Source organism: Bradyrhizobium sp. LB13.1 (assembly GCF_054056815.1).
Genome location: NZ_JBSRYQ010000001.1, coordinates 2,921,765 through 2,947,179, shown reverse-complemented (window position 1 = coordinate 2,947,179; position 25,415 = coordinate 2,921,765). Strand labels below are relative to the sequence as shown.

Annotated in this window: 23 protein-coding genes and 2 pseudogenes; 6 read left to right on the top strand and 19 right to left on the bottom strand. The window is 63.7% G+C overall.

Going from position 1 to position 25,415, the window contains the following annotated elements; all coding sequences use genetic code 11:
• From ACVWYI_RS13980 to ACVWYI_RS13970, 3 genes and pseudogenes are all read left to right on the top strand, one after another.
• Positions 1 to 1,323, top strand: coding sequence for an MFS transporter (locus ACVWYI_RS13980; protein WP_456662342.1), 1,323 nt, complete (start codon positions 1 to 3; stop codon positions 1,321 to 1,323).
• A gap of 3 nt (positions 1,324 to 1,326) precedes the next feature.
• The gene (locus ACVWYI_RS13975) at positions 1,327 to 1,989 is read left to right on the top strand and encodes a sulfite oxidase-like oxidoreductase (RefSeq protein ID WP_456662341.1); all 663 of its coding nucleotides are present in this window, start codon (positions 1,327 to 1,329) and stop codon (positions 1,987 to 1,989) included.
• A gap of 25 nt (positions 1,990 to 2,014) precedes the next feature.
• Positions 2,015 to 3,239, top strand: a pseudogene (locus ACVWYI_RS13970) (bifunctional alpha/beta hydrolase/OsmC family protein).
• Between the two features lie 4 nt (positions 3,240 to 3,243).
• On the opposite strand, the gene pdxR reads toward ACVWYI_RS13970, so the two are convergent.
• Entirely contained in the window at positions 3,244 to 4,671 is a 1,428-nt protein-coding gene (gene pdxR / locus ACVWYI_RS13965; protein WP_456664523.1) for a MocR-like pyridoxine biosynthesis transcription factor PdxR, read from the bottom strand.
• Between the two features lie 99 nt (positions 4,672 to 4,770).
• Between pdxR and ACVWYI_RS13960 the strand changes: the two genes are divergently transcribed.
• Positions 4,771 to 5,685: a DMT family transporter gene (locus ACVWYI_RS13960; RefSeq protein WP_354051803.1), complete on the top strand. Its 915-nt coding sequence runs from the start codon at positions 4,771 to 4,773 to the stop codon at positions 5,683 to 5,685.
• Here the strand turns inward: ACVWYI_RS13960 and ACVWYI_RS13955 are convergent.
• The 16 genes from ACVWYI_RS13955 to ACVWYI_RS13880 form a co-directional block, all read right to left on the bottom strand.
• Positions 5,664 to 6,722: a YeeE/YedE family protein gene (locus ACVWYI_RS13955; protein ID WP_456662340.1), complete on the bottom strand. Its 1,059-nt coding sequence runs from the start codon at positions 6,720 to 6,722 to the stop codon at positions 5,664 to 5,666. The genes ACVWYI_RS13960 and ACVWYI_RS13955 overlap by 22 nt on opposite strands.
• Positions 6,723 to 6,724: 2 nt before the next feature.
• Positions 6,725 to 7,729 carry a quinone oxidoreductase family protein gene (locus ACVWYI_RS13950; protein WP_456662339.1) on the bottom strand — a complete coding sequence of 335 codons (1,005 nt, stop codon included), beginning with the start codon at positions 7,727 to 7,729 and terminating at the stop codon, positions 6,725 to 6,727.
• Between the two features lie 53 nt (positions 7,730 to 7,782).
• Positions 7,783 to 9,114, bottom strand: coding sequence for a phenylacetate--CoA ligase PaaK (gene paaK / locus ACVWYI_RS13945; RefSeq protein ID WP_456650765.1), 1,332 nt, complete (start codon positions 9,112 to 9,114; stop codon positions 7,783 to 7,785).
• Positions 9,115 to 9,150: 36 nt separating this feature from the next.
• Entirely contained in the window at positions 9,151 to 9,600 is a 450-nt protein-coding gene (gene paaI / locus ACVWYI_RS13940) for a hydroxyphenylacetyl-CoA thioesterase PaaI (RefSeq protein ID WP_247441429.1), read from the bottom strand.
• Positions 9,601 to 9,655: 55 nt separating this feature from the next.
• Complete coding sequence (gene paaE / locus ACVWYI_RS13935; RefSeq protein ID WP_456662338.1) at positions 9,656 to 10,738, bottom strand: 1,2-phenylacetyl-CoA epoxidase subunit PaaE; 1,083 nt, start codon at positions 10,736 to 10,738, stop codon at positions 9,656 to 9,658.
• Positions 10,739 to 10,740: 2 nt separating this feature from the next.
• On the bottom strand, positions 10,741 to 11,244 hold the full coding sequence (paaD, locus tag ACVWYI_RS13930) for a 1,2-phenylacetyl-CoA epoxidase subunit PaaD (protein ID WP_456662337.1): 504 nt from the start codon (positions 11,242 to 11,244) through the stop codon (positions 10,741 to 10,743).
• Entirely contained in the window at positions 11,238 to 12,014 is a 777-nt protein-coding gene (paaC, locus tag ACVWYI_RS13925; RefSeq protein ID WP_456662336.1) for a 1,2-phenylacetyl-CoA epoxidase subunit PaaC, read from the bottom strand. Before paaC ends, paaD begins: the two co-directional genes overlap by 7 nt.
• A gap of 131 nt (positions 12,015 to 12,145) precedes the next feature.
• Positions 12,146 to 12,433, bottom strand: a complete 288-nt coding sequence (gene paaB, locus ACVWYI_RS13920; RefSeq protein ID WP_247349725.1) for a 1,2-phenylacetyl-CoA epoxidase subunit PaaB — start codon at positions 12,431 to 12,433, stop codon at positions 12,146 to 12,148.
• Positions 12,434 to 12,443: 10 nt separating this feature from the next.
• Positions 12,444 to 13,436 carry a 1,2-phenylacetyl-CoA epoxidase subunit PaaA gene (gene paaA, locus ACVWYI_RS13915; RefSeq protein ID WP_456662335.1) on the bottom strand — a complete coding sequence of 331 codons (993 nt, stop codon included), beginning with the start codon at positions 13,434 to 13,436 and terminating at the stop codon, positions 12,444 to 12,446.
• 76 nt (positions 13,437 to 13,512) lie between these two features.
• A complete protein-coding gene (gene paaX, locus ACVWYI_RS13910; RefSeq protein ID WP_354051822.1) occupies positions 13,513 to 14,379 on the bottom strand; it encodes a phenylacetic acid degradation operon negative regulatory protein PaaX in 867 nt (288 codons plus the stop codon).
• Positions 14,380 to 14,568: 189 nt separating this feature from the next.
• On the bottom strand, positions 14,569 to 15,339 hold the full coding sequence (locus tag ACVWYI_RS13905) for an esterase/lipase family protein (protein WP_456662334.1): 771 nt from the start codon (positions 15,337 to 15,339) through the stop codon (positions 14,569 to 14,571).
• Between the two features lie 201 nt (positions 15,340 to 15,540).
• On the bottom strand, positions 15,541 to 16,827 hold the full coding sequence (locus ACVWYI_RS13900; RefSeq protein WP_456662333.1) for a DUF445 domain-containing protein: 1,287 nt from the start codon (positions 16,825 to 16,827) through the stop codon (positions 15,541 to 15,543).
• Between the two features lie 168 nt (positions 16,828 to 16,995).
• Positions 16,996 to 17,451: a phasin gene (locus ACVWYI_RS13895; protein ID WP_247349717.1), complete on the bottom strand. Its 456-nt coding sequence runs from the start codon at positions 17,449 to 17,451 to the stop codon at positions 16,996 to 16,998.
• Positions 17,452 to 17,655: 204 nt separating this feature from the next.
• Positions 17,656 to 18,249, bottom strand: a complete 594-nt coding sequence (locus ACVWYI_RS13890; RefSeq protein WP_247349716.1) for a GNAT family N-acetyltransferase — start codon at positions 18,247 to 18,249, stop codon at positions 17,656 to 17,658.
• Positions 18,246 to 19,328, bottom strand: a complete 1,083-nt coding sequence (locus tag ACVWYI_RS13885) for an alpha/beta fold hydrolase (RefSeq protein ID WP_247441415.1) — start codon at positions 19,326 to 19,328, stop codon at positions 18,246 to 18,248. The genes ACVWYI_RS13890 and ACVWYI_RS13885 overlap by 4 nt, the downstream gene beginning before the upstream one ends.
• A complete protein-coding gene (locus ACVWYI_RS13880) occupies positions 19,325 to 19,708 on the bottom strand; it encodes a metal-sensitive transcriptional regulator (RefSeq protein WP_247349714.1) in 384 nt (127 codons plus the stop codon). Before ACVWYI_RS13880 ends, ACVWYI_RS13885 begins: the two co-directional genes overlap by 4 nt.
• A 172-nt stretch (positions 19,709 to 19,880) precedes the next feature.
• On the opposite strand from ACVWYI_RS13880, the gene ACVWYI_RS13875 reads away from it, so the two are divergent.
• Together ACVWYI_RS13875 and ACVWYI_RS13870 are read left to right on the top strand one after the other, a co-directional pair.
• Positions 19,881 to 20,795, top strand: a complete 915-nt coding sequence (locus tag ACVWYI_RS13875; protein ID WP_247441413.1) for an alpha/beta fold hydrolase — start codon at positions 19,881 to 19,883, stop codon at positions 20,793 to 20,795.
• Positions 20,796 to 20,916: 121 nt separating this feature from the next.
• Positions 20,917 to 21,380, top strand: a pseudogene (locus tag ACVWYI_RS13870) (nuclear transport factor 2 family protein).
• A 29-nt stretch (positions 21,381 to 21,409) separates the two neighbouring features.
• Here the strand turns inward: ACVWYI_RS13870 and ACVWYI_RS13865 are convergent.
• Together ACVWYI_RS13865 and ACVWYI_RS13860 are read right to left on the bottom strand one after the other, a co-directional pair.
• Entirely contained in the window at positions 21,410 to 22,084 is a 675-nt protein-coding gene (locus tag ACVWYI_RS13865; protein WP_456662332.1) for a spermine/spermidine synthase domain-containing protein, read from the bottom strand.
• Between the two features lie 30 nt (positions 22,085 to 22,114).
• On the bottom strand, positions 22,115 to 25,351 hold the full coding sequence (locus tag ACVWYI_RS13860) for a bifunctional cytochrome P450/NADPH--P450 reductase (RefSeq protein WP_456662331.1): 3,237 nt from the start codon (positions 25,349 to 25,351) through the stop codon (positions 22,115 to 22,117).
• Positions 25,352 to 25,415 lie beyond the last annotated feature (64 nt).

Below are 25,415 nucleotides of genomic sequence, written 5' to 3'. Positions count from 1 at the left end.
GTGACCGAGCAAGCAATCAGACCGGCCTCCGACCACATTGACATCTCCGACGCCAAGCGCCGGATCAAGGCGATCTTCATCGGTTCGATCGGCAATCTCGTCGAGTGGTACGACTTCTACGCCTATACCGCGTTCGCGCTCTATTTCGCTCCCGCTTTCTTTCCCGGCAGCGATCCCGTCGTGCAGCAATTGAATGTCGCCGTGGTATTCGCGGCGACGTTCCTGATGCGCCCACTGGGCGGCTGGTTGTTCGGCTATATCGCCGATCATTACGGGCGACGCATCTCGCTGACGCTGTCGGTCGTCTTCATGTGCTTCGGCTCGCTGATCATCGCGTTGACGCCGACCTATGGCTCGATCGGCTTTGCCGCGCCGGTGATCCTGGCGCTAACCCGCATCATCGAGGGCCTGAGCCTCGGCGGCGAGTACGGCGCCAGCGCGACCTATCTCAGCGAGGTCGCTGATCCCAAACATCGCGGGTTCTATTCGAGCTTTCAGTACGTCACACTGATCGGCGGTCAGCTCACGGCGATCATCGTGCTGCTGCTCCTGCAAAAAGTCTTCCTCACGCCGGAGGAGCTGAGGACCTGGGGCTGGCGCATCCCGTTCGCGATCGGCGCCATGCTGGCGATCTTCGCCGCCGTGATGCGGCGCGGCCTGCATGAGACCGAAGCGTTTGAGGAAGCCAGGAAGGTGGTGAAGCCGACCGGCTCGCTTACCAACCTGCTGCGCTATCCCCGCGAGCTGCTGCTGGTGGTCGGCCTGACCGCAGGCGGCACCGCGGCGTTCTACACCTTCACCACCTACATGCAGACGTTCGTGAAGCTTTCAGTCGGGCTGACCGAGGACCAGACCACCTTCGTGATCTTCGGCACGCTGATTTTCGCGACCATCCTGCAGCCGATCTATGGTGCGATCTCCGACAAGATCGGCCGCAAGCCGTTGCTGATCTTCTTCGGTGTCGCAGGCACGCTCGCGACCGTGCCGCTGCTGATGACGCTGAAGGAGACCAAGTCGCCGTTCATCGCGTTCATCCTGATCTGCGCGGCCTGGCTGTTCGTCGCCGGTTACACCTCGATCAACGCGGTGGTAAAGGCCGAGCTGTTCCCGACCAATGTCCGCGCCCTCGGCGTCGGCCTGCCCTATGCGATCACGGTCTCGATCTTCGGCGGCACGGCGCCGGCGATCGCACTCTATTTCAAGAGCATCGGGCGCGAGGAGTGGTTCTACTACTATCTCGCCGGCGTCATCTGCCTGTCGCTGATCATCTATTCCACCATGCGCGACACCAAGCACGCCTCCGCGATGCATCGCCACGAGTAGCTCATGGCCGAGGACAACGAGCCGCCCGACAGCAAGCTGACGCGCACCAAGGAAAAATGGGCGCGCGAAGGCCGCTTTTTGACCGGCAAGATCACGCGCCCGGAAGAGCAGCGCCTGCCGCCCGGCCAGCATCCGACAAAGGACTGGCCGGTGCTCGATCTCGGGGTCGTGCCGCCGGTTTCGCGCGAGCGTTGGCGGCTCGACGTCTACGGCGCAATCGAGAACCCGGTGTTCTGGACCTTCGCCGATTTCGTCGCCCAGAAGCAGGCGCAGTTCACCTCCGACATCCATTGCGTGACGACATGGTCGCGGTACGACAATGAATGGGAAGGGCTCGCGACCCGCGAGCTGCTCGCTGCCTGCCAGCCGCGCGAGGACGCGCGCTTCGTGGTGCTGCATTCTTCTGACGGCTACACCACCAATCTCGCGCTGGACGACTTTGCCGCCGAGGATGCACTCCTCGCTCATAGCTGGTCCGGCCAGCCATTGTCGGACGAGCATGGCGGCCCGGTGCGGCTGGTCGTGCCGCATCTGTATTTCTGGAAGAGCGCCAAATGGCTCCAGGCCATCGAATTCCTGACCGAGGATGCGCCGGGCTTTTGGGAAGTCCGCGGCTATCATAACCGCGGCGATCCCTGGGCCGAACAGCGCTATTCAGGCGATTAGGTTCAAGCAAGAACGAGGAAAGCCCATGCCGACAGAGCGCTTTCAATTCACCGGCGAAGGCGGCCATCAGCTTTCGGCCGCGCTGGAGCTACCCGACGGCGAGCCCGCGGCCTTCGCACTGTTCGCGCATTGCTTCACCTGCGGCAAGGACACGCTAGCCGCCAAGCGTATCTCGGTCGCGCTCGCCGCCAAAGGCATCGCCGTGCTGCGCTTCGACTTCACCGGGCTCGGCTCCAGTGAGGGGGATTTCGCCAATTCGACGTTCTCCTCCAACGTCGCCGATCTCGTGCGCGCGGCCGATCATCTGCGTAGCGTCCGCAAGGCACCATCCATCCTGATCGGTCACAGCCTCGGCGGCGCCGCGATCCTCGCGGCAGCCGGACACATCCCGGAAGCCAAGGCGGTTGCGACCATCGCGGCACCATCCGATCCCGCCCACGTCACCGGTCTGTTCAAAGAGCATATCGACACCATCCGTGCGCAGGGTGAGGTCGAAGTCTCGCTGGCGGGACGCCCGTTCCGGATCAAGCGCGAATTCCTCGACGACATCGCCGAGCACGAGCTGATGAAGGACGTCACCGGCCTGCACAAGGCCCTGCTGATCATGCATTCTCCGGTCGACGATACCGTCGGCATCGACAATGCGACGAGGCTCTTTGTCTCGGCTAGGCATCCCAAGAGCTTCGTCTCGCTCGACCATGCCGATCATCTCCTGACCAAGCCATCCGACGCCCTCTACGCGGCCGACCTGATCGCGGCTTGGGCCGAGCCGGTACATCGACACAGCCAAACCCGCGAAGGCGATGGACCTCCCTGAGGCACCGCGCCAGGTCGTGGTGCAGGAGACCCGCAAGAGCAAATTCAACCAGACCATCTCCGTCGGTCCGCATCGCCTGATCGCGGACGAGCCGGTCGCCGCCGGCGGCGAGGATGCCGGTCCTGGTCCCTATGATTTCCTGCTTGCCGGTCTCGGCGCCTGCACCTCCATGACCATGCGCCTTTATGCCGACCGCAAGTCGCTGCCGCTCGATCGTGTCACCGTCACGCTGAAACATTCCAAGATCTACGCAAAAGACTGTGCCGAGTGCGAGACACGCGATGGCATGCTCGACCAGATCGAGCGCGACATCGCGATGGACGGCACACTCGATCCCGAGCAGCGCAAGAAGTTGATGGAAATCGCCGACAAGTGCCCGGTGCACCGGACCCTGACCTCGGAAATCCGCATCGTGACGAAGGCTGTGGACTAGCGCGCTAGAAGCACGACGCCATCGTCCGCAACGCCGCGGTGATCTCGCTTTCGCGCCAGGCCGCGAAGCCCAGCAGCAGGCCGTGATCGCAGGGACGGCCGAGCGCAAGGCTGGACAAAGCCCGCGTTTCAACCCCTGCCGCGACGAGCCGCTTTACCGCCGCCTGATCGGCCCGACCGCGCTTGAGGCGCGCGACGAGCTGGATGCCGCCCGGGGGCACTTCGACCGAGAGAACCTCGCCGAGATGACGCTCCAGTCCCTCGACGAGGTGATCGCGGCGGACGTGATAGAGCCGGCGCATCCGGCGCAGATGCGCCAGGAAATGCCCGTCGGCAACGAATTCGGCCAGCGCTTCCTGGATGTGGCTCGCGGCGATCAGCCCGATGTGCCGCTGTGCGATTTCCAGGGTGTTGACCAATGCCGGGGGAACGACGAGATAGCCGAGCCGGATATCCGAGGTCATCGCCTTCGAGAACGTGCCGACATAGAACACGCGGCCATGGGCATCGAGCCCCTGCAAGGCCGGCACCGGCCGGCTGTCATAGTGGAATTCGCCGTCGTAATCGTCCTCCACAATCCAGGTCTTGCCGGGCCTGCTCAGGCCAAGAAATTCGGTGCGGCGCGAGAGCGACATCAGGCGGCCGGTCGGGTGCTGGTGCGACGGCGTCATGAAGATCAATTTCGGCGCCGCCAGTCCCGGAATCCGCTGCATGCCCTGTTCGTCCAACCTCATCCCGATGACGCGCGCGCCGGATGCGCGGAAGGCCGCCGTGGCGCCGGGATAGCCGGGGTCCTCCACCCAGACGTCGTCGCCGGGCGTGATGACGGCAGCCGCAATCAAGGTGAGCGCAGCCTGCGCGCTCGGCAGAATCAGGATTTGATCCGTCTTGGCGCGAACGCCCCTGCTGGTCGCGAGATAATGCGCCAGCGCCTCGCGCAGGCGCGTCCGGTTGACCGGCCCGAGCTCGCGCTTGGCCGCGCGCACGGCGCTGCGGCGCAGGCAGCGCGCCCAGACCTCGTTCGGAAACTCCCTGAAATCGCCGTGTCCGGGACGCAAGGGTCTTAGTTGCGCCTGATACGACATCGGCCAGTCGGTCTGCGTGAGGCTCGAAGCCCAAGGTGAAAGCCGCGGCTTGCCGGCGCGCACGCGAGATGCAACGGCGTCCGTTTTCTCGATGCGCTCGCCGTCGACCGTGACCATCGGACGGCGCCCATGCGAGGCCTCGAGATATCCCTCGGCGGCAAGCTGCTCGAAGGCATAGGTGACGGTGTTGCGCGAGACGCCGAGATCGTTCGCAAGCCGGCGGCTCGACGGCAGCGTGCGGCCTTTGCCGAGACGGCCGGTCGCGATCAAGCTTCGGAGCTGGCTCGTCAGTTGAGCCACCAGCCCCTCCCCGTCAGCCCGCTTCAGATCGAGCAGGGCGGAGATCATGCCTTCCGAAACTGGCACCTTATTCCTCTACAATCTGGTACTTTTTCAGGCTCCAATTGATGCTATCCGCTGAACCGGACTGCTTCAAGGACCTCCACAATGAACTCCCTGTCACCCCGCGCGGCCGTTGGCCTGTTCCTCATCGTCGTGCTGGCCTGGGGCATAAACTGGTCGGTGACCAAGCAACTGGTGCAGTTCGTCCCGCCGCTGTGGAGCGCGGCGATCCGGAGCTGGATCGCTCTGATCGGTCTCGCCGCGATCCTCGGGCTGAGCAACAACCTGGTGATCCCGGACCGGCGTGACATTCCGGTCGTGCTCAGCGTTGCACTGCTGCACATGACGTTGTTTTCGGTTCTGGTTGCGTCGGGTCTGCGCTTCCTGCCCGCAAGCAAGGGCGTCGTGCTCGGCTACACCACGCCGCTCTGGGTCGCGCTCGCTGCACCCCTGCTCGGAAAGGACACTCTGACGGCGCCAAAGCTCGCCGGCGCGCTGCTCGGGCTGATCGGCCTTGTCGTCATCCTGAACCCGGCCTCGATCGACTGGACCAATGCCAACGTCGTGCTCGGCGCCGGCATGGTGATCCTGGCCGCGATCTCCTGGGCCGCGAACATCATCTATATCCGCGCGCATCGCTGGATTGCGTCCCCGCTCCAGCTCCTGATCTGGCAGGTGCTCGTGGCGACAATTGTGCTGTCAGTGAGCGCGACAATCGCGGATGGCCTGCCGCATGTGGAGTGGTCGTGGAGGCTCGTGTTGCTCTTCCTGTATTCGGGGCTGATCGGAACGGTGCTGGCCTATTGGGCGATGTCGATGGTGAACAAGAGCATCTCGGCTTTGACGACTTCGCTCGGTACCACCGCAACGCCGCTCGTCGGCATCGCCAGCGCCGCGATCCTGCTGGGTGAGCCGATCGACATGAGTCTTGTGATCGCGGCCGCGCTGATCGTCACCGGCATCGCTCTCGCGACGCTCGGCGATCGCCTGCTACGCGGTCAGGCCACCGCGAGAGGCTGAACGCGCAGGACTCCGCGCAGGCCCGCCGTGGTGCCGAGCAGGATGCCGGCGACGGCGACGAACGAGCCCAGCGCGAGCGTCGACACGCCAGTGAGCCCTTGCCCGATCGAACAGCCGAAGGCCATCACGCCGCCGATGCCCATTAGGGCGGCGCCGCCCGCCGATCGCAGCATGTGGCGTGGCGAGGAATAGCCTTCGAGATGGAATCGGCCTGTGACAAGCGCGGTGGCGAGACTGCCAGCGAGGACGCCGCCAACTGTCGCAATGCCGAAATTGAGCGTCAGGCCGGTCGAGAGCATGGCGTATTGCAGCGCATCCGCGATCGGCGCGATGAAGGTGAGCGAGGTCACCGGCACCGGGTTGAAGTCATCCGCGCCGAGATAGCCGGTGACGAACCAGCCGCCGGCGACGAGGAGACCGACGATGGCACCGGCTGCGATCTGTCCGTGCGAACGCCGGAAAGGTGGGTGTGCGAAAGCAAACAGGATAAGCACAACGACGATGACAGCAGCAGCAATCGCGCGCGAAACCGCTTCTGCCGGACCGAACGTCGCCAACAGTGACGGCAGCGAATTCAGGTGGACCGTGGTTTGCGAGGCCTGCACCAGCGCGATGCGCGCCGGCGCGATCAGACCCTTGAGCGTCATCTGCGCGGCAATGGCCAGCACGACCACCACGACGAAGGAGCGGAGATTGCCGCGGCCGAGCAGCACCAGCGCCCGCGAGCCGCAACCGTTCGACAGCACCATGCCGTAGCCGAACAGCAGACCGCCGAGCAACAGCACCGGCACCGAAAAGGATTGTTGCAGATAGATCGATTTGCCGAGATCGACCATGCCGTTGCCGGCGAAGAATTGGCTCGCGGCGGTCGCAACCGCGATCGCCAGCGCATAGGTCCGCACCAGCCGCCCGTCCCCTTCCGCCAGCCAGCCGCGCATGCTGCTCATCAGGCAGAAGCCGCTGAGCAGTCCAACGGCGCCGTAAACGAGGCCAATGACGAGGCCGGCGAAGATGACAAGTTGGGTGGATGACTCCATGATCAAGGCTTCAGGATCACGCGATCACGCGACGAGCCGGCAACGGCGACATAGGCCTCCTTTGCGCGTTCGAGCGGATAGACGGCGTTCGCCTTGATCGGGAACGACTTCAGGTGCCCGCTCGCAAAGCCCGGGCCGAGGTCACGCAGCACAGCGCCTGTCGCGGCCGACGGCAGGCCGAGCGTGTCGATGCCGACATAGGTGTGCTGCCCGCGGTAGAATTCGAGGATGTTGAACTGCACGATGCGGTCGATCGCTGCGATCAGGATCTGGCGGCCGCGAAGTGCGAGCGCCTTGTGCGCCGCCTGGAAATAGGGATCGCCGACCGTGTTGAAGATGATGTCGGCGCCTTTGCCATCGGTCAACTCGCGCACGCGCGTGGCGACATCGGTGGCGGAAGCGTCGATCACCTCGATCGCCGCGTTGGTATGGCCTTCATAAGCTTCCGCCTTGCGCACCACGCCGATGACGCGCGCGCCCTGCCAGGTCGCGATTTGCACCGCCGCTTGACCGACCTTGCCGTTGACGCCGAACACCAGCACCGTTTCACCGGGCTTTGGAATGCCGGCGCGGCGAAAGCCCTCCATGGCCGTGACGAAGGGCACGCCGATGCCGGCCGTCTCCTCCCAGGACAAGGTCTTCGGCTTGGCTACCACCGCGTCAGACTCAACGACGAGATGGCTGGCGTGAGTGCCGTCGCGGCGGATGCCGAGATCACCGGAGGAGCCGAACACCTCGCGGCCGATCGTACCGGACGGCCCGTCGATCACCACGCCGGCGTAGTCGCGGCCGGGCGTGCGCGGGAAGACGGCATAAGGCATCAGCCCGGTCGCGGCCTTGACGTCGGACGGATTGACGGCGGCGGCCTTGACCTCGATCAGGAGATCACTCGGACCGCGCGTGAGCGTATGACGCTCGACGCCAGGGGCAAGCGTGGCGGCGTTCTCGGCCTTGGCATTGAGGCGCACGCAGCGCGCTTCGACGGCTTTGGCATCGGCTATGGACATCGAAAGACCCACGGGACTTCTCGCGGGCCTTGTCGCCTTTGGGGGCGGTCAAGTCAATCCTTCGGCCTCTTGTCGTAGAGGCGCTTGGCCTTGCCGAGCGAGCGCTCCAGCGTGGCCGGCGCAACCACGCTCACCCTGGAGCTGATGCCGATGGTGTTTTTGATTTGGGTCGAGATCCGGCTCGCATGGTCGAGAAGACCCCGGCCGTCCCAACTCTCCGGCCGCGCCTCGGCAATGATGGTCAACTCGTCCATGCGGCCTTCGCGAGTCAGCTCCAGAATGAAATGCCCGCCGCACCAGTCGGTGGCGAGCAGAACCTCCTCGATCTGGGTCGGGAACAGATTGACGCCCCGCAGGATGATCATGTCGTCGGAACGGCCCGTGACCTTCTCCATCCGCCGCATGCCCGGCCGAGCCGTGCCCGGCAGCAGCCGCGTCAGGTCGCGGGTCCGATAGCGGATCACCGGAAATGCTTCCTTGGTGAGCGAGGTGAAGACCAGTTCGCCCTTCTCCCCGTCGGGCAGCACCGCACCAGTTTCCGGATCGATCACTTCAGGATAGAAATGATCCTCCCAGATGTGCAGGCCGTCCTTGGTCTCGATACATTCCTGCGCAACGCCGGGGCCGATCACCTCGGAGAGACCGTATATGTCGGTCGCGTCCATGTCGAAGGCGTCCTCGATCTCGCCGCGCATCGCGTTGGTCCAGGGCTCGGCGCCAAAGATGCCGACCTTGAGCGAGCATTGACGCGGATCGAGCTTCTGACGCTTGAACTCGTCGAGGATCGCCAGCATGTAGCTCGGCGTCACCGTGATGATGTCGGGCCGGAAGTCATTAATCAGCTGCACCTGCCGCTCGGTCATGCCACCGGAGATCGGCACCACGGTGCAGCCGAGCTTCTCCGCGCCATAGTGCACGCCTAGCCCGCCGGTGAAGAGACCGTAGCCATAGGCATTGTGGATGATCATGCCGGTGCGGCCGCCGGCAGCGCGGATCGAGCGCGCCATTACTTCCGACCAGGTGTCGATGTCGGCCTGCGTATAGCCAACGACGATCGGCTTTCCTGTCGTGCCGGAGGAGGCATGCACACGCACCAGTTTTTCACGGGGCACGGCAAACATGTTGAAGGGATAGTTGTCGCGCAGGTCCGTCTTCACCGTGAATGGAAATTTCGCGAGATCCGAGAGCTCGCGAAACTCCGACGGGTGCACGCCGGCCGTGTCGAAGGCCTTGCGATAATGCGCGACGTTGTCGTAGGCGTGCTTCAGCGACCAGGCCAGCCGCTGCGTCTGGAGCGCCATGATCTCGTCACGCGACGCGCGCTCATGCGCGTCCATTTCGGCGCGATAGGTGTTGCCACCTTCCTTGAGCCTCGTCAGAGCCATCCTCGTTTCCCCATATCATTGGTTTGTTCTTTTTCGTTATTGATCTTGCGCCGGCAGCCACGTACCGGGAATGACCCGCGAATGCCCGCGGAATTCCGCGATGACGGTATCGCCGGCGGTGATGCGCACGTCGTAAATGCCGGAGCGGCCGCCGCGGCTGACTTCGCACGCTTTTGCGACGAGGCGGTCGCCGAGCTTGCCGGGCTTGATGAAGGTGATCTGGCCCTGCGCGGCCACCACGCGTTCATTGTGCGAATTGCAGGCAAAGGCGAACGCGGAATCGGCGAGCGTGAAGATGAAGCCGCCATGGGCGATGCGCTGACCGTTGACCATGTCCGGCCGCACATTCATCGCCAGGGTCGCAAAACCCTGGCCGATCTCGACGATTTCCATGCCGAGGCCCTTTGAGGCATCGTCCTCCGCCCACATCGCATCGGCGCAGGCGCGGGCAACATCCTCAGGCGACAGGGCGGCTTTGACGTTCACGCGCATCTCCCGGCCAATTGCTTACCCGCAATGCTCTGCTGCTTGGCCATAACTGTCAAACGTGGTCGTAGTCGACCACGACCCGCTCCGACGATGGCTTCGCCTGGCAGGTCAGGACAAAGCCGGCCTTCAGCTCCCAGGGTTCCAGCGAGTAGTTGATGTCCATCGGCGCCTCGCCCTCGACCAGTTTTGCACGGCAGGTCGAGCACATGCCGCCCTTACAGGCGAAGGGCAGATCGATGCCGGCGCGCAGTGCGGCATCCAGGATCGCCTCGTCCTCGGCAACCGGCACGTCGCGACGCTTGCCGTCGATGATCAGTGACGCCACCGCTTTCGGCGGCGCGTCGGGCGCAACGATCTTCTTCGGCCGCGGCTTGCCGCCGAACTCGGAGACGAAGCGCTCGACGTGGATACGCTCTTCCGCGATGCCAAGGCCGCGGCAGGTCGCCTCGATCTCCTCGCTCATGCCAAGGGGTCCGCAGATGAAGATGTGATCGATGCTCGCGGCCGGGACCAGCGAGCGCAGCAGCACCCTCACCTTGTCGCCGTCGAGCCGGCCATGCAGGACCGGAATGTCCTGTTCCTCGCCGGAGATAACGTGGAAGATCGAGAGGCGGTCGATGAAGCGATCCTTGAGCTCTTCAAGCGCCTCGAGGAACATGATGTTGTCGGTCGCGCGATTGCCGTAGAACAGGAAGAAATGGCTGTCCGGCTCGCGCGCAAGCGTGCCCTTGACGATCGACAGGATCGGCGTGATGCCGGAGCCGGCGGCAAAGCCGACATGGATGCGGCCGGCGCCGGCCGGCGGGACCACGCCGAAGCGTCCTGTGGGCGTCATCACGTCCAACTCGTCGCCGCACTTCAAATCGTCCGCGGCCCAGCTCGAGAATGCGCCACCGTCGACCTTCTTCACGGCGATGCGGATCTCCCCATCGTCAGGACCCGAGCAGATCGAATAGGAGCGGCGCACCTCCTCGCCATCCAGTATGGTGCGGAGCGTGAGGTATTGGCCGGGTGTGAAAGCGTAGTCGGTCGCAAGCTCCGTTGGGATGGCAAATGTCAGCGATACGGCGTCGGACGCCTCGCGGCGAAGATCGTTGACGGCCAGGCGATGGAAGCGCGGTGCGGCTGCTGACATGGTCAATGACACTTGAAATAGTCAAAGGGTTCGCGGCAGGCCTTGCAGCGCCACAGCGCCTTGCAGGAGGTCGAGCCGAATTCGGACAGCAGCTCGGTATTCGCCGAGCTGCATTGCGGGCACGCAACGGCCTGCTCGCCGAACAGCGCCCGGCGCGAATTCGAGGCTTGCGGCGGCGCGATGCCGTAGGCGTGAAGCTTCCGGCGGCCCTCGTCGCTCATCCAATCGGTGGTCCAGGCCGGCGACAGCACAGTGCGGACCTTTGGACCGCGGAAACCAGCCCGCTCCAGCGCGACCTCGATTTCCAGTGCGATCATGTTCATCGCCGGGCAACCCGAATAGGTCGGCGTGATCGCGACCTCGACATTGTCGCCATCGAGAACGATATCGCGGAGCACACCGAGATCAGCGATGGTCAGCACCGGAATTTCGGGATCGACCACGCTGGCCGCGGCGTCCCAGGCGCGTTTGCGCAGTTCGCTGTCTCGCTCCAGCACCGTCACCATGTCTGCCCCGGGAAAGTGCGCTGCATCGACTGCAGCTCGGACAGAAGATGGCCAAGATGCTCGCTGTGCCGGCCGGTACGGCCGCCCTGCTGCATCCAGTCGGTCTGCGGCAGCTCAAGCATGGCTTCACTGACGACACCCGATAGCGTCGTCAGCCAGCGACCGCGCAAGCTTCCGGGATCGATGGCGATATCGGCGTGGATCAGGGCGCGTTCGCCTTCATCGACGGCGAACATCTCACCGGTAAACGCCCAGAGATGATCGATCGCGGCCTGCGCGCGGGCGTGGCTTTCATCCGTGCCGTCGCCGAGCCGGATGATCCACTCCGAGGCATGGCGCAGATGATAGGCGCTCTCCTTCTCCGACCTTGCGGCAATCGCGGCAAGCGTCGTGTCGCGCGAGGTCATCATCACCCGCCAGTAGAGATCGGCGAAAGCGGAATAGAAGAACTGCCGCACCAGGGTCTGTGCAAAATCGCCATTGGGCTGCTCGACCAGCAGCAGATTGCGGTATTGCCTGACGTCGCGCAGGTAGGCGAGTTTGTCCTCGTCGTTGTCCTTGCCTTCGGCCTTGGCGGCGTAGGTATAGAGCTCGCGCGCCTGGCCGAGGAGATCGAGCGCGATATTGGAGAGCGCCATGTCCTCTTCCAGCATCGGCGCATGTCCGCACCATTCCGAGAGGCGATGCCCGAGGATCAGCGCATCGTCGGCGCGGCGCAAGACATAGAGCACCAGCGGTGTTTCCGAGACCTGGATGTTCGCGACGGGCATCTGTCCTATCCACTTGTTAGAACCTCATCCTGAGGAGGCGCGAAAGCGCCGTCTCGAAGGATGGGCCGCGGGTCACGGGCCTTCATGGTTCGAGACGCCGCTTCGCGGCTCCTCACCATGAGGAGAGAGAGCTACATGTGTCCCACTTCGTCGGGCACCTCGTAGAACGTCGGGTGGCGGTAGATCTTCGATTCCGCAGGCTCGAACATCATGCCCTTCTCGGCGGGATCGCTCGCGGTGATCGCGGTCGACGGCACGACCCAAATCGAAAGACCCTCGCCGCGACGGGTGTAGATATCGCGCGCGGCCTGCAAGGCCATGGTCGTGTCGCTCGCGTGCAGCGAGCCGACATGTTTGTGTGCGAGCCCGTTGCGGCTGCGAATGAAGACTTCCCAGAGCGGCGTGTTCGGCGTGGCCATCGCGATCTCCCTATTCCGCGGCTTGTGCAGTCTGACGGCGCGCGCGCTTTGCGGCGTAGGCGGCTGCCGCCTCGCGCACCCAGGCGCCCTCGTCGTGCGCCTTGCGGCGTGCGGCGAGCCGATCGCGGTTGCAGGGGCCGTTGCCGGCGAGCACCTGCTTGAACTCGGTCCAGTCGATCTCGCTGTAGCGCCAGTGCCCCTCCGCATCCTGAATCATGCCGGGGTCGGGAATGGTGAGGCCGAGATATTGCGCCTGCGGCACGGTGGCATCGACGAATTTCTGGCGCAGCTCGTCATTGGAGAAGCGCTTGATCTTCCATTTCGTCGAGGTGTCGCTGTGCTGGCTCGTGGCATCGGGCGGGCCGAACATCATCAGCACCGGCCACCACCAGCGGTTCAGCGCTTCCTGCGCCATTGCCTGCTGCTCGTCTGAGCCGTGGCACAGCGTCAGCACGATCTCATAACCCTGGCGCTGGTGGAACGACTCCTCCTTGCAGACGCGGATCATCGCGCGCGCGTAGGGGCCGTAGGAGCAACGACACAGCGGGATCTGATTCATGATCGCGGCGCCGTCGACCAGCCAGCCGATGATGCCGATGTCTGCCCAGGTCAGCGTCGGATAGTTGAAGATCGAGGAATATTTTGCCTTGCCCGCGAGCATGGCGTCGACCAGCTGTTCACGCGAAGTGCCCAGCGTCTCGGCGGCGGCATAGAGATAGAGCCCGTGGCCGCACTCGTCCTGCACCTTGGCAAGCAGCGCGGCCTTGCGGCGCAAGGACGGCGCGCGCGTAATCCAGTTGCCCTCGGGCAGCATGCCGACGATTTCGGAATGGGCGTGCTGGGAGATCTGGCGGGTGAGCGTCTTGCGATAGGCCGCCGGCATCCAGTCGTTCGGCTCAATGCGCTCCTCGGCATCGATGCGCGCCTGGAACTGCGCAGCCTTGGCCGCGTCCTCAAGACCGCGATCATCGGTCTCGGTCGTGTTCAGCGCCTGGGTATACATGCGCATCCTCCCGTTTTATTGGGAGGCAATATATATCAAGAATTATCGCATGCAAGATATTTCTGTAACATAAAGATCAAGCCTCAAACCTCCTTTCCAGGAGTTTTCGCGCCGGCGGCAACGGCCCCTTTTCATTGGTTCCATGACCATCAAGCCATTGTTCTGATGCAGCAAGCAGCGCGCGGTAGATTTCGCCGCACAGCGCGCGGGCAGCCTTGCCCGGCCAGTCTGCCGGAAGCAGACTTTCGGGCAGCAGCGGATCGCGCAGCACGACGCGGCGGTAATAGTGGATCAGGAGGATGCGCGCGGTAAACGCGTCGGCCTCGGACAGCTCCGTGCCGCGCGCAATCGCGGCGCGCAGCGGCTCGAACGTCTTCATGAACTTGAGATAGGCGTCCGCGGTGCGGTCCAGCGGCCAGCTCGCACTGAGCAGGCGCCGACCACTGTCATCCTCGGCGGAGACTTCAAGGCGGATCGCGCCGGCGGCTTCGTCCGGCACCGGCACGCCCGACGGCGCGACCCACACGCCCGGGAGCGGACTACCGAAGCCGGCATTGCGGAGCGCCTCGCGCGAGGCGTCGCGATCCCAGCCATTGCCGATCAGCAGCAGTTCGAAACGTCCGGTCCAGTCAGACGGCGGCGGATCGTAGATGTGGCGCGTGGCGGCTTCGAAGATCTGGCGGCCTTTGTCGGCCAAGCGATAAAAACTGTTGCGGCCGACCTTTTCGCGGGTCAGCCAGCCGTCGGCGGCAAGCCGCGACATCGCGGTTCGCACCACGCCGCTGTCGATATCCAGACTTTCGAGGAATTCCAGCAGCGTGCCGAGCCATACCGAGCCGCCACGCGGCACGATGGCGTCACCGAACACGGTGATCACGATGGAGCCGGTGCGCGACGGCTCGCGCTTGAGCTGGTCGATGATGCGGGACAAAGGATACGCCATGCGCGAGGCATAGCGCGTTTGGTGCGGGCGCGACAATGGACGGGTACGACAATGGAAGCGAGAGCCGGGCTCGATCCTTCGAGACGGCGCTGCGCGCCTCCTCAGGATGAGGTCTAATCGCTTCGCTTGCTTTAAATCCTCATGGTGAGGAGCGCGACGAAGCCGCGCGTCTCGAACCATGCAGGCCGCTTACCGATGCGGATCGGGATAGACCAGGCTGCGCCAGCCGCTGCGGTCGAAGGGCCGCCAGTTGCCTTCCTTCTGCGCGAGGCGGTCGCCGACGGCATAGACCGCAGCCGGGTGATGGCCCATGCCGCAATGGCTGCTCTCGATCTCGATGCTCTCGGTCTGGGCGCCCGTCTTCTCCACGCAGCCCTGCCAGGCGCAGACACCGTCGGTGCGGCTGAAGATCGCGGTGGTCGGCACCGGCGGCGCAACGGCGAGATCGCCGCCGAACTGCGGATCGACCTCGTCGGACTTCCGACCGCTCGCCCATTCATAGACGCGCCAGGCATTGGTCGAACGGGGATCGCCGGCAAAGGGGCTGCCGAGCGTGATCACCTGGCGCACGCGGTCGGGCATCATCTTGGCGAGCTGGCGCGCATAGAGACCGCCGAGGCTCCAGCCGACCAGGCTGATCTTGCGGCCGTGCGCGTCACTGAGCTCCCGGACCAGATCCACCATAGCGTGCTGCACGCCCTCGCGCAGGCCGTAATTGCGGCCTTGGCGCCAACCGCTCACCGCATAGCCCTTGCCCGACAGAAACGTGCGGAGCGCGCGCGTGGACGCGTCGGAGGCCACGAGGCCCGGCAGCACCAGCACCGGATGCCCATCGCCGCGCGGGGCGAGGCTGAGCAGCGGAAGCGCGCCGAGGAATGCGCCGAACTCGTGGATCGCGCGCCCTTCCAGGAACATCAGGGTGCGGGACGGCGGACTCAGCGTCTGGGCGGTAGCGGTCATCAATGGTCCCCTGGGAAGAATTGCTGAAAAGGCTACCGGTGGCCTGCCGGCAAATGGGTATGGGATTCCAACACGCCGGCTTCTCGATCGTTCCGCAGCGCAACATGAATCAGCTAGGCAGCCGGTTCCCGACATTCAATCGGGAGAGACGCGGGGCCACAATAGGCCCGCCCGTTAATGCTAACGTTCGTGACGCAAAAGTCACAACAATCGAAGCAGGAATTCCACGGCGTAAAGTGCAAGTCCCGCAAGCCCGCCGATCAGCGAGCCGTTGAAGCGGATGTATTGCAGGTCGCGGCCGATGTTGATTTCGATCAGCGAAATCAGCTGTGCCATGTCCCACGACTTGACCTGGTCGGAAATGAAGGTCGAAACCCCGCTCTTCTGGTCTGCGACGAAACTGCGCAGCACCGCCACCAGACCCTTGTTGATCTCAGCGCGCAGCTCGGCATCGCCGGCGAGCGCTTCGCCCGCCGCGACACACATTCCGGCGAGATGATGCTGCAACACCTGTGTTTCGCCGCTCGCGCTGCGTTCGATGAAAGAGCGCGTGTTGGCCCACACAGTGCGGGCCAGATCGGCAAGCTCGGGCCGCGCGAGCAGATCGCGCTTCAGGCCGGCGATGCGATCGACGTAGGCTTGGTCAGTGCCGAGCCGGTCGACGAAGGTCAGCACCATGCGATCGAACTCGCCGCGGAACGGGTGCTTGGGATCGGCGCGCACCTCATCGAAGAAGGCGGTAGCGGAAGCCACGATCTTGTTCACCAGAAATTTGTCGGCGCGATAAAGCCTGAGCAAGGTCGGCAATTCCGCGCGCACCTTCTCGCGGATCATCGCCATCGTGTCTTTCTGATTCAGCGTCTCGTGCATCACGCGCAGGAGATCGTCGAACAGTATCTGATGGCGTCCCTCCGCAACAAAGCCGCGCAACGTGCCGGCCGCGAGCGGCGCCAGGTCGATTGCCTGGAGCTGCGAGGACATGCGGCGGATGATGAATGTCATCAGACCGGAGCTCTCGGTCGCGGAGACGGCCTCCGGCAACAGGCGGAGCGCGAAGCGCGCGAGATCGTCGCTTCGCTTGCGGTCGCGGAGCCAGTCGGCGACAAAGGAGCCGAAATCGATCTCCTTCAGCTTGGCCTCGACGGGACCAACCTCGAGAAAATGTACCTCGATGAACTCGCCGAGCTTGTCGGCGATGCGGGCCTGGTTGCTCTGGATGATCGCGGTGTGCGGGATCGGCAGGCCGAGCGGCCGCCTGAACAGCGCCACCACTGCATACCAGTCCGCGAGCCCGCCGATGGTCGCGGCTTCCGCGAATGCAGCGATGAATCCGAACACGGGATGCACGGGGAGAAGCCATTTCGCGACGACGAACAGAGCGAGCGTCGACGCCAGCACCAGCGTCGCCAGTGCCTTGATGCGACGCAGCTCCGCCGCGCGTTCTTCGTCGCCGGGAGTATCAAAAGAAAAGGTAGCGAGTGAGGACATAACTGCATCACAGTACTCGTCATTGCGAGCGAAGCGAAGCAATCCAGAATCTTTCCACGGAAAGACTCTGGATTTGCTTCGTCGCTTCGCTCCTCGCAATGACGGCAGCGCAAAAAAACAAAGGCCCGCCGAAGCGGGCCTCAAATTCAGTTTCTCGTCTCAGGCAGATCAGGCGGTCTTGTTGTAGACCTTGGCAAAATTGTCCTGAGCGGACTTCGCACCGTTGGCCGCAAGCTTGCCGAGATAGTCGGTGGTCGCCTTGGCGCGCGAGACGAACACTTCGCCGCGCGAACGGAGCAGTCCCGACTGGATCTCGACGGCTTCGCTGAACGACTTGGCGGAGGCGAGCTTGTCGATACCGGCGAAGAATGCCTGGGCGTCGTCATAGATCGCCTGCTGGATATTGCGGCTGATCTTGCCGGCCTCGGTGACGGATTCGGTCACGGCGTTCTCGACGGCGGCGGTCACGCGCTCGGAGCCAGCGAAAACCTCGGCAGCACGGTCCTTGGCAGTGTTGGCAGACTTCTTGACGAACTCACGGGCGGCCTCGGGAACTTCCAGGTTCTGGATGTTCTTGAAAGCGTCCTTGAAGCCCTCGAAAGCGGTGTTGGTTTCAGTGGTCATTGGGGTCTCTCCATCCTCATTTGTTCTGAGCTATGGGCTCACCCCGTCCGCATTGGCCCGGGGCAAGGCTTATATGCCATAGTTAATGGTGCGATGCAACATTCATATTGCACTGCGATATCACGAAACCGTGAATAGCTTTGATAGGAGGCACTATGCGGCCTCCGTAGCCATCCGGTTCCCGGACAGCCGCCCCAAGGGCGCTCAATGCTGGACGGCGCCAGGCAGCCCATAGGCCTCCATCTGGGCCTGGACCTGCGCGATGTTATGACCGAGCACGACAATGTCGTGGGTCTTACCGTCGACGTCCCGGACATGGTCGCGCAACAGCGCCTCGGCCTTGAAGCCGAGGCTCTCGAACAGCGCGATGGCCGCCTGCTGGTCGACCGTCATCTGGACAGACAGCTTTTCGAGGCCGGCGCCGAGCGCGAGCGCAAAAGTCTCCTGCGACAGCGCCTTCCCCACCCCCTTCCCGCGGACGTCGGGCGAGACCACCATGCGGATTTCACCGACATGGGGCGACCAGGAATGCGGGTCGCGCACCAACGTGCCGCAGCCGACGACCGTGCCGCCCCTGACCGCCAGCAAGCTCGTGATCGCACCGCGCTCGATCTCCTTGACCCAGGCCGACAGCACCTTTGGCTCACTGATGTTACGCGGCAGGAAAAGGAGATCGTGAGACGGCAGGCCCTTGCCGAAGGCGAGCACCGCAGCCTCATCCGTCGGCGACATCAGGCGGATCTCGATATCACCGGCATCCGTGTTGACGCGACGCGGATAAGAACGTTGCTCACTCATGTCGATCTCTTCCCTAGCCAGGAATCCAGTTTCGGCCACAGCCGCTTCACCGCATTGGCGCCGGCGACGAGGGAGACATGACCGCCTTTCAGCATCACCTCTTCCTTGTCCTCGGATCCAATCTTGGCGATCAGGTGTTTTGCGGCCTCATACGGCACGATGTGGTCATGCTCGGCCACCGCATGCAGGAACGGCACCTTGATGTCCTCGAGCTTCGCAGCACGGCCGCCGACCGACATGGTGTCGTTGAACAGCTTGTTGTCCCACATCAGGTCCTTGGTGATGGTGCGGAAATATTCCCCCGCCAGCGGTAGCGTGTCGGTCGCCCAACGGTCGAACATCCGGTAGGACTTGACGAACTCGTCGTTCCAGATGTTCTCCCAGAGCTGGATCTGGCTCACCGTGCGCGAGGCCGGGCGCAGCATCTCGAACGACGACAGGATCATCTCCGGCGGCACGTTGCCGACGCTGTCGACCAGGCGGTCGACGTCGAAATAGCGCCGGTCGGAGAAGTTCGCGAACAGCTTCATCTCGCGGAAATCGATCGGCGTGGTGAAGCAGATCAGATTCTTCATCGGCCCATCCTGGAAGATCGAGCCATAGAGCAGCGACAGCACGCCACCGAAGCAATAGCCAATGACGGAGACGTCCTGCTCGCCGGAATCCTGCTGCACGCGACGGACGCAATCCGGGATGAAGTCGAGGACATAGTCCTCCATTCGCAGGCTCTTCTCCTCCGGCCGCGGCGCGCTCCAGTCGAGCATGTAAACGTCGTAGCCGCGCTTCAAGAGAAACTCGATGAAACTCTGGCCGGGCACGAGGTCGAGAATGTAACCGCGATTAGTGGTCGCCATCACGATCAAGATCGGAATTCGATAGATCTCGTCGGACATCGGCCGATAATGGTAGAGGCTCATCGTGCCGCGCGAATGCAGCACGTCCTTCGGCGTCGAGCCGAGCGTCGGACCGGAGGTCGAGAAATATTCCACACCCTTGATGCTGCGCTGGATCGCGCGCTGCACCTCGGACTGGATACGCTCCGTGATCGATGCGAAATCAAGTCCGGTGGGTGCATTCATGTCTGCTCTCCGCCCTCGGACGGCGGGCGCTTGGTGCGCGGCGGCCGCAACGCTGGATCGAAGCCCTGAGACGCGCCGGAACTTGCCGCCATCTGGCTCAGCATCGACTTGATCTCACCGATCTGTCCTTCGATGGACTGCAGCCGTTCCGCAAGACTCGTGACCTGCTCCCGGCTCGGCAGATTCATGGAGACCAGATATTTCTCCATGAGCTCACCGAGCTGCTTCTGAGCACCTGCAGCAACGCCGCCGGCCCGGTTCATAGCTTGCGAAAACTCGGGCGACGACATGGCCTGATTGGCGAAGGAGTTGAACCCCTTCTCCATCTCGCCCACCATCTTCTGCCACATGGCAACGGGGTCATTGGTCTTGTCGGTCATCGGCGTCCTCCTGAAATCGAGAGCTTCGACGCCCTTCCTTTTTTTCGCCATACCACACCGTTGCGAGGTGCCGGTCAACCGGCAAGCAGCGGGTGCGGTGTCGCGCACGCGTCTTCATCGCGACGGGAAACCGTGCGATACAGCATTGATCAAAAGCCAGGGGAATGCACCCGTGAACGCCCAACAGCCGTCGCAGACCGTCCGCGCCAACGGCATCGACATTTGTTACGAGATTTTCGGCAACGATAATGCCGAGCCGCTGCTGCTGATCATGGGGTTAGGCGCCCAGATGATCCATTGGGACGATGCGTTCTGCGAGCAGCTCGCTGGGCATGGCTTTCGCGTGATCCGCTTCGACAATCGCGACATCGGCAAGTCGAGCCATCTCACTGGCGGCAAGCGCCTGACGCCGCTCGAGCTGTTGAAGCTCCGCTTCCTCAGGATTCCCGTTGCCGCCACCTACAGGCTGATCGACATGGCCAAGGACACGATCGGGCTGATGGATGCGCTCGGCATCAAGTCGGCGCATCTGGTCGGCGCCTCAATGGGTGGCATGATCGCGCAGGAGGTGACGCTGTCGTTTTCCGAGCGCGTGCGGTCGCTGACGTCGATCATGTCGACAACAGGTAATCCGCGCGTCCCACCACCGACGCGCGAGGCCGCCGCGATGCTGATGGCGCCGCCGCCGCGCAGCAAGGAGGAGTTCATCGTGCGCTACGGCCAGACCTGGAACGTGTTGCGGGCCGGGTCCTTTCCGGAGGAAGAGGCGCTCGATCCCGGTCGTGCCGAACGCGTGTTCGCGCGCGGGCTCAATCCGGCCGGCGTCGGCCGGCAGCTCCGCGCGGTGCTTGCCTCCGGCAGCCGCAAGGAGCGACTGCATGGCGTCAAGACGCCGACACTCGTCATCCATGGCACCGTCGATCCGTTGGTCCGCCCCGAGGGCGGCAAGGATACGGCAGAGTCAATTCCTGGCGCAAAGCTGTTGATGATCGAAGGCATGGGCCACGCGCTGCCGATGCGCTTCTGGCCGGAGATCATCGGCGCCATCGACAAGCATGCACATGGCGCGGCGACGCGGGCGGCATAGACCCGACGCATACGGTCTCCTCGCGGTGACCATGTGAGCTGCCGGTTAACGGAAGGCGGCACGAAAGCTATACCGGCCTCCTTCAGTCGCAAGAACGAGGCTGCGGCCTCTCGGAGTTCACATGCATCTCATCGTCCGGTCGGCCGCAATGATCGCTGCTTCAATTCTCACGCTCTCCCTCGCCGGCGGCGCCGCGATGGCGGGCAGCGCGCAAGACAAGCCAATCGCAAAAGTGTCCTTGCGTTCTACGAGAAGGGACTCAACCAAAAGGACGCCGATGCAGCTCTCGCCTATGTCGGCGACCGCTACGTCCAGCACAATCCAAACGCGGCCGATGGTCCGGACGGCTTCCGAAAGTTCATCGGCTTCCCGCGCGAGAAATTCCCCAACTCCCACAGCGACATCAAGCGCAGCTTCGTGGATGGCGACTACGTCATTCTGCACGTTCACGCGGTTCGCGAGCCCGGCACCAGGGGCAACGCGATCGTCGACATCTTCAAGCTGGAGAACGGCAAGATCGTCGAACACTGGGACGTCGTTCAGGCTATTCCCGAGACTCCCGCGAACAGCAACACGATGTTCTGACGGATCGAGCTCGTAGCTGCGCAGGCGGCCTAATTCTTCTTCGCGATCCAGATCACGTGGCGTGCGCCGCCGCCTCTGCCGGTGGCGCGGATGCTGACCTCGTTGACTTCGAAGCCGGCGCTGCCAAGCCGCTTGGTGAAGGCCGGGTTGGGTCCGGACGACCAGACGGCGAGCACACCTCCCGGTCGCAGCGCGGTCTTGGTCGCCTCCGATCCACCCGCATTGTAGAGCGCATTATTGCCCTTCCGGGTCAGCCCTTCCGGTCCGTTATCGACGTCGAGGAGAATGGCGTCGAAGGCCGACCGCTGTGCCCGGATGATTTCGCCGACGTCGGTTTCCCGGATGCTCACCCTGGGATCATCGAGACTGTCGCCGAACACCTCAGCCATCGGACCGCGTGCCCAGGTGACCACCGCCGGCACGAGCTCGGAGACCACGATCTTCGCCCTAGCTCCGAGCACGGTGAGCGCCGCGCGCAGCGTAAAACCCATCCCCAGTCCGCCGATAAGGACGACCGGCTTTGCCACCGTCTCGATCTGCTTCGCCGCAAGCGTCGCGAGCGCGGCTTCCGAGCCCGACAGGCGGTTGTTCATCAACTCGTTGGTGCCGAGCTTGATGGAGAACTCCTTGCCTCGCCGCATCAGGCGAAGCTCTTCATCGGAGCCGGGGATTTTGGCGGTATCGATCTTTTCCCAGGGAATCATGGGAGTGCTTTAGCACGATCGGACGAACAATCACCCACCCGCCCAGACGTCGAGCACATAGCGGTTCTTCGCGCCCATGTCGTCGATCCAGCGCGCAGCCGTGGCGGCATCGCTGCCGCTCTTCTCACGATGGATCGCGACCAGCGCCGCTTTCACGTCGGGCTCCATCTTGCCGCCGTCGCCGCAGACATAGACGGTCGCGCCCTGCTCGATCAGCGGCCAGACCTTGTCCTTCTGCGCGGCGAGGACGTGCTGGACATAGGTCTTTGGTCCATCCGCGCGCGAGAATGCCGTGAACAGCTCGGTGATGCCGCTTGCGGCCAGCGCCTTCAGCTCGTCCCCATAGAGAAAATCCTGATCGGGATGGCGGCAGCCGAAGAACAGCAGGGACGGGCCGAGGGCGCTGCCCTTCGCCTTGCGCGCGGCGCGCTCCTGGAGGAAGCCGCGGAACGGCGCAAGTCCCGTCCCTGGTCCGATCATGATGATCGGCACGGATGGATCATCCGGGAGCCGGAAGCCGGCCTTGGTCTCACGCACCGTTGCATAGATCGCATCGCCCGCGCGTCGATTGGTGAGATAGTTCGAGCAGATGCCCTTGTAGGTTCCGCGCCCCGACGCCGCCGGCCCTTCGACCACGCCGATCGTGACGCTGCAACGCGCCGGATCGACCGACGGCGAAGACGAGATCGAGTAATAGCGCGGCGCCAGCAGCGAGAGCATTTCCAGATAGACATGGAACGGCAATTCGCAAGCCGGATGTTCGAGCAGCAGGTCGAACACCGATTTTCGTCTTGCCAGAATCTCGCTGCGATAACGCTCGAGCGGCTCGGCCTCCTCGCCAACGAAGGCCAGCAGTTTTGGTTTCGTGACGGGGCAACGCGTGTGCTCCGCCATGATCTGGATCTGCTTCCGTGTCGCCACTTGCTGGAGCTCGACGAACTCGCTGAGCAGGCGGCCGACCGACACGGCATCGCCGACCGGCAATTGCGCGCGACGGCCTTCGGCGACTTGCAGCCTGATCTGGTCCGCCGGCAGGAAGCCGAAGCGACGGGCGACCGAATCCACCAGCGTCGGATCGTTGCGCGGGACCACACTCAGATGATCGCCGACGCGGTACGAAATGTTGGACGGCAGTTCCACCTCGATATGGCGCGTCGAGCGCTCCGAGGGATTGGTCCCGGTCTTGTTCTGAAGCTCGTCATTGACCAGCACCTTCATCGCCACCGCGCCGCCCTGGGCGACGATGGTGTTGACGGCGGTCACCGCGACCGGCTCGATCGCGTAGAGCGGATCGTCCTCCGCGGTGCGGGTGAAATTCCAGTCGACACCGAATTCCTTGGTCGCCACCTGGGCGGCCGCCGGGAACCATTTCTGAAACTGGCCGTCGAGATCGCTGCGCGCATCGCCTTCGCCGCGCGGGTAGACCGCGCGCGCGCCATGCGCCGACAATTGCTCGTCGATGAAGCGCGGCACCGATTGATAGGTGGCGGCCCAGTCGCTGTTGCCGCAGCCGAACACGGCGTAGCGCACATTGGCAAACGCATCCTTCGGCAGCTCATCACCGAGCCATTTGACGAATTGCGTCGCATTGTCAGGCGGCGCGCCGTTATAGGAGGCGCAGATGATCAGCACGCCGCCCTCCTGCGGCAGCTTGCCGACATAGTCGTCGAGAGGCCCGAGATGCACGGCAAAGCCGTTGATCTCGGCAAGATCGGCCATGCGCGTCGCGAGTTCCTCGGCGGTGCCGAGATTGGAGCCGTAGAGAACCAGCATCGGCGTGTTGTGACCGAGCCGCGCGGTCGACTGACGCGGTGCCTTCGGTGCCGAAGCGGCCGCGGCGACAGTCCCACCATAAGCGCCGCGCTCGCGATCGGCGCGCGGACGGACCTTGATCTTGAAGTCTTCCGGCTTCATCGTCAGCGTTTCCTTCAGGTGCATCTGGTAGCGCTGGTGGTCGATCAGCTTGAAGCGCTGGAGGATCATGCCGAGCGCGAGCGCGGCCTCGTGCATGGCGAAGCCGCGGCCGATGCACGCCCGCTGGCCGTTGCCGAACGGCTTCCAGGCGTTGATCGGTCGCTTGGCTTCCGCGTCACGGCTGAAATTCTCTGGATCGAAGGCATCCGGGTTCGGACCCCAGACCGAGGGATCGCGATGCAGCGCGGTCACCAGGATGGTGGTGAACGTACCCTTCCGAAGCTTGTACTTGCCGCCGCCGATGGTCTCGTCGTTCAGCGGCGAGATGCCATAGGCCGGCGCCGGCGGCCACAGCCGCAGTGACTCCTTCAAAATCTGCGCGATGTAGGTGAGCTGCGTCACCTGCTGGTAAGTCGGCTTCGCGTTGGCGTCGGGGCCGAGGACGCGATCGACCTCGTCATAGGCCTTCTTGAGAATGTCCGGGTGTTTTAGCAGCGCATAGATCGTGCACGACAACAGGCCGCTGGTGGTCTCGTGGCCTGCGATCAGGAACGTGTTGATCTGGTAACGGATGTTGACGTCGTCGAGCTGCTCGCCGGTCGAGCGGTCGACGCCGGTCATCATCGCAGCCAACATGTCCTTCTTGTCGTCGATCGCATCCGCATTCTTGCGCCGCTCGGCGATGATCTCGTCCACCATTTTGTTCATGAAGGCGACGTCTTCGCCCATGGTCTTGCGCCGCTTCTGCATCCATATCTGCTCGAACGGCAGGCCGCGCGTCATCATGATGGTTTCGAGCGAGCGCACCAGCGACTCGACGAAAGGATGGTAGTCGCCCCGGTAGAAAGAATTGAAGCGGTACTCGAAGCCGCACAGGCCGATCGTGTCCAATGTCAACGCCGTCATGTCGTGGACGACGTCGATCTCGTCGTCGGCGTTGAGCCGCTCCCATTTGCTGACGAGCTGCTCGGCGATATCGACCATGCTCGGGTGATAGGACTGCATGGCGCGGTTGCCGAACGGCTGGATCAGGATGTTGTGCGCCTTGCTCCAGTTGGGCTCCCTGGTGTCGGCTGTGAAAAGGCCGTCACCACCGACCGCGCGCACGCGCCGCAACGCGCCGCGTACCGCCTTGTCGAAGCGCTTCTCATCGGACAGCTCGTCAACGAGGTCGTGGCCGGAGACGACGACGATCGGCGAGCCCATCATGTCGAGCCAGAAGATCGGGCCTAATTCCTTGGCAAGCCGCGTCAGGTGCTGCACCGGAGCCGCCGAATCCAGCGACAGCATGTTGCCGACCACCGGCTTGGTCGGCGGCTGCGGGATCGGGTCCAGACGGTTCTTCGATGACATCGAAATGTAGTCCCCCTGCCTCAATGTCGTCATTGCGAGCGAAGCGAAGCAATCCAGAAATATA

Excerpts from the sequence above, each read along its gene's own strand:
- ACVWYI_RS13955 (WP_456662340.1), bottom strand. The coding sequence starts at position 6,722 with ATGGAGTCATCCACCCAACTTGTCATCTTCGCCGGCCTCGTCATTGGC.
- ACVWYI_RS13905 (WP_456662334.1), bottom strand. The coding sequence starts at position 15,339 with ATGACCGCTACCGCCCAGACGCTGAGTCCGCCGTCCCGCACCCTGATG.
- ACVWYI_RS13880 (WP_247349714.1), bottom strand. The coding sequence starts at position 19,708 with ATGACCGACAAGACCAATGACCCCGTTGCCATGTGGCAGAAGATGGTG.
- paaD (WP_456662337.1), bottom strand. The coding sequence starts at position 11,244 with ATGGTGACGGTGCTGGAGCGAGACAGCGAACTGCGCAAACGCGCCTGG.
- ACVWYI_RS13860 (WP_456662331.1), bottom strand. The coding sequence starts at position 25,351 with ATGTCATCGAAGAACCGTCTGGACCCGATCCCGCAGCCGCCGACCAAG.
- ACVWYI_RS13960 (WP_354051803.1), top strand. The coding sequence starts at position 4,771 with ATGAACTCCCTGTCACCCCGCGCGGCCGTTGGCCTGTTCCTCATCGTC.
- paaA (WP_456662335.1), bottom strand. The coding sequence starts at position 13,436 with ATGTATACCCAGGCGCTGAACACGACCGAGACCGATGATCGCGGTCTT.
- ACVWYI_RS13890 (WP_247349716.1), bottom strand. The coding sequence starts at position 18,249 with ATGAGTGAGCAACGTTCTTATCCGCGTCGCGTCAACACGGATGCCGGT.
- ACVWYI_RS13865 (WP_456662332.1), bottom strand. The coding sequence starts at position 22,084 with ATGATTCCCTGGGAAAAGATCGATACCGCCAAAATCCCCGGCTCCGAT.
- paaB (WP_247349725.1), bottom strand. The coding sequence starts at position 12,433 with ATGGCCACGCCGAACACGCCGCTCTGGGAAGTCTTCATTCGCAGCCGC.
- pdxR (WP_456664523.1), bottom strand. The coding sequence starts at position 4,671 with ATGATCTCCGCCCTGCTCGATCTGAAGCGGGCTGACGGGGAGGGGCTG.
- ACVWYI_RS13975 (WP_456662341.1), top strand. The coding sequence starts at position 1,327 with ATGGCCGAGGACAACGAGCCGCCCGACAGCAAGCTGACGCGCACCAAG.
- paaE (WP_456662338.1), bottom strand. The coding sequence starts at position 10,738 with ATGTCAGCAGCCGCACCGCGCTTCCATCGCCTGGCCGTCAACGATCTT.
- ACVWYI_RS13900 (WP_456662333.1), bottom strand. The coding sequence starts at position 16,827 with ATGTCCTCACTCGCTACCTTTTCTTTTGATACTCCCGGCGACGAAGAA.
- paaC (WP_456662336.1), bottom strand. The coding sequence starts at position 12,014 with ATGCCCGTCGCGAACATCCAGGTCTCGGAAACACCGCTGGTGCTCTAT.
- ACVWYI_RS13950 (WP_456662339.1), bottom strand. The coding sequence starts at position 7,729 with ATGTCCATAGCCGATGCCAAAGCCGTCGAAGCGCGCTGCGTGCGCCTC.
- paaK (WP_456650765.1), bottom strand. The coding sequence starts at position 9,114 with ATGGCTCTGACGAGGCTCAAGGAAGGTGGCAACACCTATCGCGCCGAA.
- ACVWYI_RS13885 (WP_247441415.1), bottom strand. The coding sequence starts at position 19,328 with ATGAATGCACCCACCGGACTTGATTTCGCATCGATCACGGAGCGTATC.
- ACVWYI_RS13895 (WP_247349717.1), bottom strand. The coding sequence starts at position 17,451 with ATGACCACTGAAACCAACACCGCTTTCGAGGGCTTCAAGGACGCTTTC.
- paaX (WP_354051822.1), bottom strand. The coding sequence starts at position 14,379 with ATGGCGTATCCTTTGTCCCGCATCATCGACCAGCTCAAGCGCGAGCCG.